Genomic DNA, 12,838 nt, shown 5'->3' on the forward strand with positions numbered 1-12,838 from the left:
ACAACCGGTGGTGCCCTTTGGCACCAAGGACGACCCGAGTGGTCTGTCCCCACCGGAAGCACGCCATGCCTACCCAATCCGATCTGCGCTTCACGTTCGCCATTGGCGAAGAGCCCTTCGACGTCGTCGAGTTCTCGCTCCAGGAAGGCCTGTCCGAGCCTTTCGTGCTGCAAGCGGAACTGGCCAGCGCCAATCCCGCCATCGACTTCGGTGCGGTGCTGGACCGCGCTGCGCTGCTCACGATCTGGCATGGCGACACACCTGTCCGGTACGTGCACGGCGCGGTGTCTTCATTCGTCCAGGGCGAAACCGGCTTTCGGCGCACGCGCTATTCGGCTGTCGTCGAGCCCCGTCTGGCACGCCTCGCGCTCAGTTCTGACTGGCGGATCTTCCAGGCGCTGACCGTTCCACAGATCGCCGAGGCCGTGCTCAAGGCGCATGGCCTCAACCAGGACTACGAGCAGCGCAGCACCACCGAGAACCAGTCCCGCGAGTACTGCGTGCAAGCCGGCGATACGGACTACCACTTCGTCGAACGCATCATGCGTGAGGAAGGCTTCTTCTATTCCTTCCGTCATGGCGCCGAAGGACATCAACTTGTCCACAGCGATCGCCTCTTCATTCACGGCCGCGTCGGCGACGCGCCGGTGCAGTACAACCCCATGCCCGGCGGCGATCAGCCGCAGCCTGCGCTGCGTCGCTTCACCTATACCGAGAACGTGCGCACCGCGCGCCAGACGCAGCGCGACTACACTTTTCACCATCCGCGCTATACCCACCAGCACAGCCGCGATGGGCGGGATCTAGACCACCAGGGACACCGCTACGAGCGCTACGACTACCCGGCCCGCGCCAAGTTCGACGAGGCCGGCAAGCCCTTCGCCGAGAATCGCCTGCGCGGGCATCGGCGCGATGCGCGCATCGCCTTGGTTGAAGGCGATGACCCGCGCTTGCAGCCTGGCATCTCCTTCACGCTGGCCGGGCACCCACGCGAGGACATGAATCGCGGCTGGCGCCCGGTCCGCATCGTCCACCGCGGCATCCAATACACGAGCCAGGCCGAAGAATGCGCCGATTCCGCGTCAGGGACTCGGTACCACTACGAGGCTGAATTGGTACCGGACGACGCCGAATGGCGCGCAGAGCCATTGCCCCGGCCCCGCATCGACGGACCGCAGAACGCCGTAGTGGTCGGCCCACCCAATGAAGAGATCTACACCGACGAATACGGCCGCGTGAAGGTCCAGTTCCCCTGGGACCGTCTCGGCAAGGAAGACGAACACAGCTCCTGCTGGATACGCGTATCCCAGAACATCGCTGGCGCCACGTGGGGCCACATGGCCATTCCCCGCATCGGACAAGAGGTCATCGTCTCGTATTTCGACGGCGATCCCGACCAGCCCGTGATCACCGGCCGCGTCTACAACCGCCTGCAATTGCCGCCTTACGACCTGCCGCGCCACAAGACGCGGATGACCATCAAGACCAAGACCCACAAAGGCGAGGGATACAACGAACTGCGCTTTGAGGACGAGAAGGATCAGGAAGAAATCTACGTCCACGCGCAGAAGGACCAGAACATCCACGTCAACCACGACGAGTCGACGTTCGTGGGTCACGACCGCAGCGAGCAGGTCGAGAACGACGAAACCATCACCATTGGCCACGACCGCAGGGAGACCGTGGGCAATGACGAACAGGTGAACATCGGCCAGGATCGGCGGCACGACAATGGGCGGGACGACTTCCTGACGGTGGGACGTAATCACACCATCTACACCGGCAAGGACCGCACCGAGGAAGTGGGCAACAACCGCCGCGACAAGACTGCGGCCAATCACTGGGTGAGTATTGGCGGGCACCAGGAGCAGAGCGTGGAGGGGCGAGCGGAACTGCGGGCGGGCCAGGCCATCCGCCGTCGGACAAGGGACTACTCTCTGCATGCTGGAGAAGAGCTCATCATTAAAGGGCCGGGTGGCACCATTCGAATAGATAGCACCGGCATAACCCTTGACGCTATCTCCATCCAGGTTAAAGGTCCGCTCAAGATGCAGGGGGGCGGCGGCGGAAATGAACTGGCTCTGGGCTGCGAGGCTCTGGAAGACGCACTTTCTGATTGTCTGGAGCGCGCCAGATGATGCAGAGCGTCGTACAAGAGTTTGCCCGTCTCGAACGCGCCCACAGCGACTATCTTTACCTCTTGCTGGACCCGCTCGCGCCATGCGCCCCACAAGATCCCCTAAGCATTCAGTCGCTAACCCAAGCGTTGGGCGAACAGGCGATCGCACGCGTCATCCGGCCAGACCTTGCCCATACGCCCGACGCGTGCCCGGCGCTTATACAGCTGGCCGCGCCAGAAGGTGCCGCAGACATTTCTCTGCTCGCCGCCGCCGAACGTTCTGCGTGTGATGATGCCAGCTATAAAAAGCGCTATGTGTGCGGATGGCTGACCAGTGATCAATCCCTCGCTGCGCTCGCCGATCACTTGGCTGCGCGCTGCCTGGATGTCATCGCGCCTATAGCTGGAAAACGCATGACGCCGTGGTTCGAGCCGTTGCGGCTTGAACTGCTCGCGGCATCAATGGAACACGCCTTTCCTGCTCTGTTATGGCCCGTCAAGCGTTGGCTTTGCCCGACCAGTTGGGGTACCTGGACCTTACTTCGCGGTTCCCCCACCGAAGCTGGCTCGGATGCCCCTCCACTCGCTCGGCAGGCTCAACAGCTTGCGCCGCTCGTCAGCGACTTCCTGGATGTCTGGCGCGTCGGGCTCGGAATCCCCATGACGTATGCCCCCATGCGCTGGCGTGGCCCCACGATTCTTCCGCCGCAGGCAGCCGTGCATGCTTTCCGGATGATCCGCGACGCACAGAACTCGCGCTTGCGCCTGAGCGCCGACATCATCGACCTGTGCATGCATAGCGTGTTCATTCATCCCAATCTGCCACGGCATCCAGAAATACAGGGCGACATCAAAGCCGCCGTCGCAGGGCAGTCCACATTGCAAGCGCGTTTTGAAAACTACGACGATTTTGCGTGGAAGCGCGTCGTTGCGTCATTACCTCCCGCCGCGAACTACACATGAGCACCAGCAAAACCCTGATCCAGGCAAGGCGCCAGGCGGCGCCCAATCCCACCGGCACTTGCAGCGCGTGTGAACGTACCGGCTTACCGATCCTGCCGCTACGGCTTGCAATCATGCCAGTCACCGACGGACTCAAGCAACATGGCGCACTGAGTCACAAGTCAGTTCAGACCGCATTGCGTGTACTGCGTCAGGGGTATGTCTATGTACTGCTGGACAAAGAAATCTGGCATGCCTATCAGGTCACCCCGGAAGGCTATCTGCGCCAGTTCAATCCATTCTCCATGCCACGGGCGGAACCCGAGCCCCTAGCCAAAGCTTGCCTGGACGCCGGACACGATCTGCGCTCGGCATTCATCAACATCGACACCGCAGCGCACAAGCAGGCCTGGATCGCGTTTTCACAGGACCCTTGGCCGAAGGCGACACTCGATGCCTACCGCACCGGCAAGCACGCTGATGGAAAGGCACTGCCCGCTGATTATCGGCAGCGGTTCAGGGTGATCAATCTGATCACGCTCAAGCAGGATCCGACAGGTGGCGACCAGGCGCTTGCCCTTGAGCACGGTGACGATCTCCACCAGCATGTCGCCGAGTACGCCATCGGCACGCGCGACTTCGGTAGCGTTCATGACTGGCATCCCCGTCATGAACGCCTTGAAGCCATGCAGGCGCGATTGCGCATGCTTGAAAAGCAGCATGGGCTTGCGAAGGGGGTTGCAGGACTCATCCTGCCCGATCCGGTGGGCATGGCCGCAGAGCTCAACAGCCTGCGTCTTTCTGTCAACACGATGCGCCAGCGGTGGCGTGAAGAGCCAACAAGGCGGTATGTCTACCTCACCTCGCAGTGCCTGCTCGGAATCAAAGCTTACATCGCCCAGCAGGTAGAGGCTGCACACCCGCCGCCGCCGCCACCCAGCGACTATTGGACGTCCAGCGAATCCGGCGTTCCGCCCGTATTCCACGACCCAGCACAACAACGTGCTGGCGTGGTCAATCGCGAGACCGGGCGTCGCATGGCCCGGCTAGAAGATCGTTATTGGGAAACTGGCCCTGCAGGGCGAAAGACTTTTCAGGATGCGTATGACAAGGAAGACGACAGCTTTCAAAAGCAGATCGACGCTTATGCAACCGACTGGGCCGACCTGGTGGCTAGCGCCAGTTGGCGCCGGATCATGGCTTTGGACTATGCGGACACCGATGCGCGTTCGCAGCAATGCCGCCTGAGCACCACCGCGGCTTGTCTCGCGGGCGGCATCACGGATGCCCCGCCACAGCAGACAACGCCGGCGGACGAGAGCCAACCCGGCGAAAAGCCCACGCCGCAAGCGTTGGGGCCTAGCAGCAAGGCATGGAAAGACCTGCTGTCCGACGCAGGTAGTCCGGCCTACATCGCGCTCAATGGGCAATACACCGACTTGCAGCAGGCGTTCGAACCCTTGTTCTCCAACGCGATGCCCTCGGAGGCAGGCAAGAAATACTATGACGCGATAAAGATGGTCGCCACCAGCAAGGAGGGAAGCGACTGGCGCAGGGCGCTCGTTGTTGAAGCTGCGGATCAGTTGTTGGCAGCCATCCACGATGCGAGTAATCGCCTCGAAAACACCCTGAGCATCGGCGCCAAGGCGGCCTTGGACAACCTCCAGTCCGGCGCCGCCTGGCTGTACGGTAAAGCCAAGTTCACCCAGATCACCATCCAGCTCACAGTGGGGGAGTGCTTCGAGCTGCTGTCGAGCGAGATCCGCGAGCATGCCAACTCGGCCCAGAAGGCAACTGGCAAGCGCGCACGCGCCATATTGCTCGGTAGTCTGATCACCATCCCCAATGCCAACGTCCGCAATGTGCTCATCGACGTCACGCTATGGGCGCACGGAACTGCCGAAGAGGTCAAGAAGCGCATCCTGGATTTCAGCCAAGAAGCCAAGGAGGGCGCGCAGGACATCAAGCAGGCAGCGGGCGCACTTGGACAGGAGGTCAAAAGGGAAGCCCAACATGCCCTTCGTCAAGTCAACGCCGGCCTGAAGAATCTGGAGCCCGCTGCCGCCGCGGTGCTGAATGGAATGAAAGTGGGCGCAGCGGGAGCTCGTCGTGTCGCCGGCAGCACCTTTGCAAGCCTGAAGAGCTTGGCCGTCGGCAGCATCGACGGCGGCTTGTCCTTTATCGGGCTGTACTTTCTACGGGACAGTTTGTTAAGCGCGATTGCCGACCTGGATACAAAGGTGGGAGCGCAGCATCCGGAGGCCGTCGCGGCGTTTTATAGCGTGGCTCTGGGCTTCATGGGAGCGAGTGTGGAAGCGGCCGGTCTGGCGATCAAGATACCGGCGGACGCTGCCAAGGATTTCTTGCTGCGCTGGGGCGCGGAGAAAACTCCTGTGCTCACTCGCGTCGTGGGGCTGGGTTCGAAAATGGTGATGATTGGTGGAGCGATATCGGCTTTGGCGGGGATTGCGGATGCTAGCGGCAGTTTTCGGGCCGCGGCTCGCGTTTCAAAAGCCGGCGCAGCAGAGGCCGCGAAAGCTTACAGAATTGCCGGTGGTCTATCAATTTTGGGGGCTATTCTAATTTTTTTTGGAGCCGTGGGATCTCTTTCGCTGTTGGGAGGATTGGGTGCCGGTATCGCCGTCGGGCTCCTTTCCTACGCAATATCACACATCGCAAGAAGCCTAGAATCCGACGCATTGGAAAATTGGGCTCGACGTTGCTACTTCGGCCAAGCTGATAGCAATGAGCGCTGGCGCGATCCTGAAGATATGGACGTCGCCATTGCCGCGCTCAATGCAGCAGCGCTCGGCATGGATGTTGACCTCCGTTTCACTGTTGAAAAACAAGTGAGGCCGATAGAGGACCTCTACGTCGAAGACATAGAGGTCCTCAAAAACGGAGGCTCTGTAGAAAACGCACAAGCGCTTGTTTACAGCGCAACTTTGCCTGGATTTGATGCCGAACAATCCCGTTACCGCTTTACGCTTACCACTGAGCGATTTGGTCTAGCACAAGGCGCCAAACGTACCCCCCATCTGTCTTCCCATGTCATGGCATCGGGACAACTCAACGATACAGTCCCCTCCGCGCTTTACTCCACCTTGAATAGGCCGGATTACACGCTAGACAGTGAGACTAAACCAACTTCTTCTCGGCCAATCCTAAGCGGTCGGTACCGGCTTGATTCCCTCAACAATATCAAATCGGCAACTTTGGTTGTGGCGTACTGGCCAGATAAAAACGATATCTCAAGCTTCGCCGCCATCGAGATCACGGAGCAACTCTGATGGCAAAACCTCAACTGAATCCCCCCTGCGTCGGCTGGCAACGGGATCTTCCCGGCCCCAACGACCCGCTCGACGAGCCCCCAATGCTGCTATGGCAGGCACCGACGCACATGGATGGAACGTATGTCCAGTTCGCTCGGGACACGTCGAGCCTTCGCGGTGGGATCTTTTACTTCTCACTGGTTATGGCATGGGTGGGTCTCAAGTATGTAATTTTTTCCGCAGCGCATTCTTATGCGACGGCGGCGGCTTTCAGCTCCACCGGTGAGATTGTTGGAATTGTCTTTCTAGACATAATGACACTTGCCCTGTGCGCTTACGCAGCATGCATTTTTTATCGTGCCGACGTTTCCCCACCCCGCGATCTTCCGCTCCGCTTCAATCGCCTACGTCGCAAGGTATACGTCTACGACTTCCAATCAGTTTGGTGGAATCCCTTCGATCGCGGATGCGTCACCACGACGTGTTACCACTGGGACGACTTGCGAGCAGAAAAGTGGAAAGTTCGTGGCGCGACGCCTGGCGGCGGGCTCATCATCAAAGAAGGCGTCTCCATCGCGGTGGTGAAACCCGGCACGAGCAACGTCGTGGCGCGCTTCCACTTAAACACCGACGCTGCGAACACCTCCAATTTCTGGGCATACGTGTGCGCCTACATGCAGAACGGCATTAAAGGGCTCGAGCCTGATCGTGCCGAACCTCGTGATGCCAACGACGTCGCTCCCTACAACATCGCCTTGCGCCTGGCCCCGAAGGTCCAGTGGCCCGCGGATATGGATCTTGAATCACGAACCGCACCATGAAGGCGGTCGAGGCCGAAGTCTTGATTCGCTATCCGGAAGGAATCTTTCGCTTGCCAGCTGCCGCAGCTTCTCAGCCGCGATGCGTCCGGTCAATGCACTCAGGCTTCGCCGCCGCGCAGATTACGAAGAAGCGCTGATGGCCAGACCTCAACTGAATCCCCCCTGCAGCGGCTGGCAACGCGATCTGCCCGGCCCTAATGACCCGCTCGACGAACCCCCAATGCTGCTATGGCAAGCACCGACGCATATGGATGAGACGTATGTCGAGTTCGCTCGGAACATGTCGAGTTTGCGCGGTGTTTGCTTTTTCTTTTTACCGGTGGTCGCATGGGTTCTTTTAGATCTCTTAGTAATGGCCGCAAAGGATATATATTCATTCGCCACTACAGGTGTTAGCGCACTTATGGCCGGAATTTTTCTGATGCTTGCTGGTTCAATTTCCATCGGCTTTTGGACGGCGTTTGTAATCTACCGTGCCGAGGTCTCTCCACCCCGCGATCTTCCGCTCCGCTTCAATCGCCTACGTCGCAAGGTCTACGTCTATGGCTTCCATTCAGTCTGGTGGAATCCCTTCGAGCGCGGGTACGTGACGACGGCGAGTTATGACTGGGACGATCTGCGAGCAGAGAAGTGGAAAGTCCGTGGCGCGACGCCTGGCGGCGGGCTCATCATCAAGGAAGGCGTCTCCATCGCGGTGGTGGAACCGGGCACCAACAACGTCGTGACGCGTTTCCACTTAAACACCGACGCTGCCAACACCTCCAATTTCTGGGCATACGTGTGCGCCTACATGCAAAACGGCATTAATGGCCTCGACCCCGATCGTGCCGAACCGCGTGACGCCAACGACGTCGCTCCCTACAACATCGCCTTGCGCCTGGCCCCCAAGGTTCAATGGCCGGCGGATATGGATCTTGAATCACGAACGGCGCCGGACACGGACTCCGTGCTAGATTCGACCGGTCAGATTGCATCTATCGCTTTTGCATCGGCAAGATAACCGGAGGCGCGTCGTCATGAATACGAATCCCACCCCCTTTCGTATCCGCGCCGCGAAGCCTGCTGATGTCGCCCGCATCGAGCACATCGTCCATGAGGCTTACACCCCCTACGTCGCACGCAACGGCGCCACGCCCGGACCCTTGCTGGACGACTATCAGATGCGCGTCGCCCAAGGTGTGGTTCATGTGCTGGAGTCGGACGCTGGCATCGAAGCCCTCATCGTGCTGATACCAGAACCCGACGGCAGCTGCATGCTGCTGGACAACATCGCCGTGTCGCCAACCGCGCAAGGCAAAGGGCACGGCCGGACGCTGCTGCAATGGGCGGAAGACGCCGCGCGCCGCGCCGGCTTTTCACGCATTCGGCTTTACACGCAGGAAGCAATGACCGAGAACATCGCCATCTACACGCGGCGCGGTTATGTGGAGACGCATCGAGCAACGGAGATTGGGCTGAATCGTGTTTTTATGCAAAAGCCGCTTTAATTGAGCGTCTTTTGCAAAGATCTAACTCGCCAAAAACGAGCCGTCTAAATATATAAGCTTTTACTCGTAATTTGTCGTCGTACCTTTTTTCGCTATCAGATGAGCGGAAATCCTGTTGTTCGCCAGCGATTTCGCATAGACGGACTCCGGCCGGATGCGCTGCGCAACGACGTACCCCATCATGCACGCCAGCATCAGCGGCAACATGACTTCATAGCTCAGCGTCATCTCGAAGATCATCAAGATCGACATCAGCGGCGCATGCGTGGTGGCCGCCAGTAGCGCGCCCATTCCCACGACGGCATAACTGGACACCGCCGACAGGCTGCCGGCCGGAAACACGCCTTGTAGTGCAGTCCCGTACAAGCCGCCCAGCGCCGCCCCGACGAACAAGGTCGGCGTGAAAACGCCGCCCAAGGCGCCGGACCCGACGCTGGCCGCCGTGGCTAATATCTTGAGCAAGAGCAGGACAGCCACCGCCTGCCACGCCCAATCCGTATGCAACATGCTGTTGACCACGCTGTAGCCGTTACCCCACACCGCTGGGTCGATCACGGACAGCGCTCCCACGACAAGCCCGCCTGCCGCCATCCTGGCCCATATCGGAAATGGCAACCGGCGAAACGCCGCGCGGGACAAGTCCAGGAATCGCAAGAATTGGGGCGCGGCCAGGCCCGCGATCAGGCCAAGTCCCAGGTAATTGATCACTTCCCACCCCGACACGAACTCGAAATGCGGCATCTGGAAGACCGCGTCATAGTGCAGCACCTGCCGCGTCACAATGTTGGCGACCACGGAGGCGACAGCCAGCGGCACCAGCGTCGCCGTTGAAATCACGCCGTACACAATCTCCGAGATGAACACCGCGCCGGCAATCGGCGCGTTGTACGCCGCGGTGATGCCCGCCGTGGCGCCGCAGGCCACCAACAGCCGGAGATGGCGGGGCGGCAGGACTAGATAGCGGCCCGTCAATGATGCACACATTGCCGCCAGTTGCACCATCGGCCCCTCGCGGCCGATCGATGCGCCGGATCCGATCGAAAAAATCGAGGACAGGCTGCGCGCGACCGTCTGGCGGAAGCCGATGACGCCCCGTCCGATCGAGATGGCTTCCATATAGTCGGCTGCCCCGCGCCGGGGCAGCCATCGGGTCGCGGCCTGCAGTATCAGGCCGGCGATCGCGCCCCCGCCCGCTGGCATCAGAAACCGCTGCCAGGGATCCAGCCCACGGGCCAGCGACACCATGCCGTGGGGAACCTCGCCGCCCCCCACCAAGAATTGCATCCAGCCAAGCAGTTCGCGAAACACCACCGTTGCCAGCGCACCCAGGGCGCCAATCAACGCGGCCGCACACAACGTCAAAGCTAAATTTTCCGCCAAAAGTCCGCGTTTCAGCCGCCTGGCCCAGGGCGGCCGCCGCAGTTTCAGGTCGCTATCCATGGCCGGATTCTACGGCGGAATCTGCTCACTTTTTGTTCAGCGCACCGTCAACAAGCCGTTCGGGTCTCCCCTCGAATGCCTGATTCCGATCGCCGCGTAGCGGCCCGTTTTGGGGCGCAGCAACGGCAAAAATCAGGGTAGGCGAAGGGCGGTTTTCCAGGGTAAAAGGGCGCTTCCTGGAACCCAGTTGCCAGAAACGCCCTGTGGATAACTCCTAAGTAGCGCGCTTGTGCACATGTTGTGGAGGCAAGTTGAACAAGCAGGGGTTTCGTACGTGGTCCAAAATCTTGTCCAACTTCAGCTTTTTTCCCACACAGAGTTCTTGCACAGGCAAAAACGGCCGTAAGACGATGAAAAGAAAGAGGTTTTCAAGGTTAAGGTAGTTATCCACAGCCCTTATTAATCATTAGTCTTTATATAAATAGAAAAAAAGGAAAAGCCAAACATGCTTTCCTATCCTGCCCATCCACCGCCCCCCGGACTGCGTCCATGCGTATCCTCCTGATCGAAGATGAAGCTGAACTTGCCCGCTGGCTGTCCAGAAGCCTGGCCAGACATGCGGGCTTTGTCGTGGAGTGGGCAGACGACGGTCTGGTTGCCGAAAGAAGGTTGGCCGTCGAAGATTTCGATGCGGTCATCCTGGATCTGGGACTTCCCGGCATGGATGGCCATACTTTGCTGGCGAAGATTCGCGCGCGGGACGACCGTACGCCGGTGCTGGTCTTGACCGCGCGCGATTCACTGGCCGAGAGAATCGGAACACTTCACGAAGGAGCGGACGATTTCCTGCCGAAACCCTTTGTTGTGGAAGAGTTGGAAGCGCGATTGATTGCGCTGATTCGCCGCAGCCGCGGGCGCGAACATCCGCGCCTGGCGCTGGGAAACCTGGTTTTTGAAACTTCCGCGCAGAAATTCACGGTCAATGGACAGCCCTTGCAGTTATCCCCACGTGAACATGCGGTACTTCGGGTGCTGATCCAGAAAAGCGGCGAACCCATCAACAAGCAGCAGATCCTGGACCGCATCCTCACGGACGATGCCGACATCAACCTGGAAGCCATCGAGGTCCTTGTTCACCGATTGCGCAAAAAATTGGCGGAAACCGGTGTGCAAATCGTGACCATGCGGGGCATGGGGTACTGCCTGGAGAACCTTGTTGACAACTAGAAGTCCGCAAAACAGCGTTGATTTTTCGGCGAAAAAACGCGCCCGGACGCTGAAAACGCAGTTGCTCTGGTGGCTGATTCCCACGTTGGTCTTCGTGATGATGGGTGCGCTCTGGCTGTCCAACCACCAGTTGCGCAACCAGGTCGACAATGCCTACGACCGGTCTCTCGCCGGAGCGCTTCGCGCGATCGACCACAACATATCCACAGCCAGCGGTGGATTAGCCATGGAGCAGCCATACCTGATGCTTGAATTTTTCGAGCTGACGGCCAATGGCAGCGTGTTCTACCGGGTGGCGACCGAAGACGGGCTGGCCGAAATCGGCCATCCGGGTCTGCCCCTGCCGGAGCAGCCTCTGCTGTCCGGCGAACCGCGGTTTTTCTACGCAACCTACCAGGGGCAGCCCGTCCGGGTCGCGGCGCTGGCCCGGCCCATGAACCCCCCTTTGTACGCAAATCAGGGCGGCCGGGTCATCGTGCAGGTCGCGGAGGGCCTGGAAAGCCGTCAGGCGTTCCTCCACAAGGTTTTGGTGCGTTCAGTGGAGCGGGACCTTGCGGTGATCCTCATCAGCGTCCTGGTGATCATCCTGGGCGTTTTCATGGCCCTGCGCCCCCTCGAGCGGTTGCGGCAGGAAGTCAAAGGCCGGTCTGCAGACGATTTAAGCCCCGTCAGCGCGTCCGACATGCCAGGGGAGGTCCTGCCCTTGGTAGCCGCCGTAAACCTTCACATGGCCCGTTTTGCGGCCTTGGGGAGGGTGCAGGCGCAGTTCCTGGACGACGCATCGCACCAATTGCGCACACCTTTATCGGTTTTGCGGACCCAGACGGCCTATGCCCTGCGCGAAACAGACCCCCAGGAGGTCCGTACAGCCCTTCTGGCGATGCAAGAGGGGTTGGACAGGGCCGTACGCACCACCAACCAGATGCTCGCCCTGGCGCGCGCTAAAGACGCCTCGCTGGCCGAAGGCGGTTTGGCGCCCGAATCGGTGGACCTGGTCGATCTGGCAGACGGAGTGATCCGTACCCAATTACCCAATGCCCGCGCCCGGCAGTTGGACATCGGCCTGGAGGCCGAACGCAGGCCGGTTCTCGTCAGCGGGGCGGAGTGGCTGCTGCGGGAGGCGGTCAGCAACATGGTCGACAATGCCATCCGGTATGCGTCCGCCGGCGGCGTGGTCACCGTCCGGATCGAAGCAGACGCTGGCCAGGCTCGGCTGTTTGTCGAAGACGACGGCCCCGGCATGTCGGATGAGGACATCGCCCGGGCGTGCGTGCGCTTTCGGCGGGGCGCCGCCGGCAAGAACACCTCCGGCGCCGGGCTGGGCCTGGCGATCGTGGGCACCATTGCCGAAATCCTGGGCGCCCGGCTCGTGCTCGAAAACCGGATCGGGCAACCGGGATTGCGCGCGGCATTGGTGTTTACCCTGGAAACCGGACCGCATGCTGCGCCGCGTCACGAAATCGGCCGAAATTGAAAGGTTATGGAAAGCTTCGGTTTTGTACGGTTGCGTCCACTGGAGCCGCTGGACGCGATCATTCGCCGCAGCGCCGCTGCCAGCGATACCTAGACCTATAAATCCTGGAGACGCAA

The 12,838-nt window shown here is 60.3% G+C and carries 9 protein-coding genes; 8 read left to right on the forward strand and 1 reads right to left on the reverse strand.

Features of this window, described 5'->3' with window-relative positions; all coding sequences use genetic code 11:
* The first annotated feature begins 65 nt into the window (after nucleotides 1-65).
* The 6 genes from ASD71_RS16470 to ASD71_RS16495 are packed head-to-tail and all read left to right on the forward strand — an operon-like array spanning nucleotide 66 to nucleotide 8,641.
* A complete protein-coding gene (locus tag ASD71_RS16470; RefSeq protein ID WP_056566060.1) occupies nucleotides 66-2,138 on the forward strand; it encodes a type VI secretion system Vgr family protein in 2,073 nt (690 codons plus the stop codon).
* The gene (locus ASD71_RS16475; protein WP_056566062.1) at nucleotides 2,135-3,082 is read left to right on the forward strand and encodes a hypothetical protein; all 948 of its coding nucleotides are present in this window, start codon (nucleotides 2,135-2,137) and stop codon (nucleotides 3,080-3,082) included. Before ASD71_RS16470 ends, ASD71_RS16475 begins: the two co-directional genes overlap by 4 nt.
* Nucleotides 3,079-6,351, forward strand: coding sequence for a T6SS effector BTH_I2691 family protein (locus tag ASD71_RS16480; protein WP_156395159.1), 3,273 nt, complete (start codon nucleotides 3,079-3,081; stop codon nucleotides 6,349-6,351). Before ASD71_RS16475 ends, ASD71_RS16480 begins: the two co-directional genes overlap by 4 nt.
* Nucleotides 6,351-7,154, forward strand: a complete 804-nt coding sequence (locus ASD71_RS28405) for a DUF6708 domain-containing protein (RefSeq protein ID WP_235512149.1) — start codon at nucleotides 6,351-6,353, stop codon at nucleotides 7,152-7,154. The genes ASD71_RS16480 and ASD71_RS28405 overlap by 1 nt, the downstream gene beginning before the upstream one ends.
* Complete coding sequence (locus ASD71_RS28250; protein WP_200949404.1) at nucleotides 7,132-8,154, forward strand: DUF6708 domain-containing protein; 1,023 nt, start codon at nucleotides 7,132-7,134, stop codon at nucleotides 8,152-8,154. The genes ASD71_RS28405 and ASD71_RS28250 overlap by 23 nt, the downstream gene beginning before the upstream one ends.
* A 16-nt stretch (nucleotides 8,155-8,170) precedes the next feature.
* Entirely contained in the window at nucleotides 8,171-8,641 is a 471-nt protein-coding gene (locus ASD71_RS16495; protein WP_056566068.1) for a GNAT family N-acetyltransferase, read from the forward strand.
* A 60-nt stretch (nucleotides 8,642-8,701) separates the two neighbouring features.
* On the opposite strand, the gene ASD71_RS16500 is transcribed toward ASD71_RS16495, so the two are convergent.
* Nucleotides 8,702-10,081 carry a ClcB-like voltage-gated chloride channel protein gene (locus ASD71_RS16500; RefSeq protein ID WP_056566072.1) on the reverse strand — a complete coding sequence of 460 codons (1,380 nt, stop codon included), beginning with the start codon at nucleotides 10,079-10,081 and terminating at the stop codon, nucleotides 8,702-8,704.
* Nucleotides 10,082-10,570: 489 nt separating this feature from the next.
* On the opposite strand from ASD71_RS16500, the gene ASD71_RS16505 reads away from it, so the two are divergent.
* Together ASD71_RS16505 and ASD71_RS16510 are read left to right on the forward strand one after the other, a co-directional pair.
* Complete coding sequence (locus ASD71_RS16505) at nucleotides 10,571-11,248, forward strand: response regulator (protein ID WP_056566075.1); 678 nt, start codon at nucleotides 10,571-10,573, stop codon at nucleotides 11,246-11,248.
* On the forward strand, nucleotides 11,238-12,722 hold the full coding sequence (locus tag ASD71_RS16510) for a sensor histidine kinase (RefSeq protein ID WP_369818956.1): 1,485 nt from the start codon (nucleotides 11,238-11,240) through the stop codon (nucleotides 12,720-12,722). The genes ASD71_RS16505 and ASD71_RS16510 overlap by 11 nt, the downstream gene beginning before the upstream one ends.
* The last annotated feature ends 116 nt before the right edge of the window (nucleotides 12,723-12,838 follow it).

This window comes from Achromobacter sp. Root565 (assembly GCF_001427425.1).
Taxonomy (GTDB): Bacteria; Pseudomonadota; Gammaproteobacteria; order Burkholderiales; family Burkholderiaceae_B; genus Achromobacter; species Achromobacter spanius_D.

Excerpts from the sequence above, each read along its gene's own strand:
- ASD71_RS16480 (WP_156395159.1), top strand. The coding sequence starts at position 3,079 with ATGAGCACCAGCAAAACCCTGATCCAGGCAAGGCGCCAGGCGGCGCCC.
- ASD71_RS16475 (WP_056566062.1), top strand. The coding sequence starts at position 2,135 with ATGATGCAGAGCGTCGTACAAGAGTTTGCCCGTCTCGAACGCGCCCAC.
- ASD71_RS16495 (WP_056566068.1), top strand. The coding sequence starts at position 8,171 with ATGAATACGAATCCCACCCCCTTTCGTATCCGCGCCGCGAAGCCTGCT.
- ASD71_RS16470 (WP_056566060.1), top strand. The coding sequence starts at position 66 with ATGCCTACCCAATCCGATCTGCGCTTCACGTTCGCCATTGGCGAAGAG.
- ASD71_RS16505 (WP_056566075.1), top strand. The coding sequence starts at position 10,571 with ATGCGTATCCTCCTGATCGAAGATGAAGCTGAACTTGCCCGCTGGCTG.
- ASD71_RS16500 (WP_056566072.1), bottom strand. The coding sequence starts at position 10,081 with ATGGATAGCGACCTGAAACTGCGGCGGCCGCCCTGGGCCAGGCGGCTG.
- ASD71_RS28405 (WP_235512149.1), top strand. The coding sequence starts at position 6,351 with ATGGCAAAACCTCAACTGAATCCCCCCTGCGTCGGCTGGCAACGGGAT.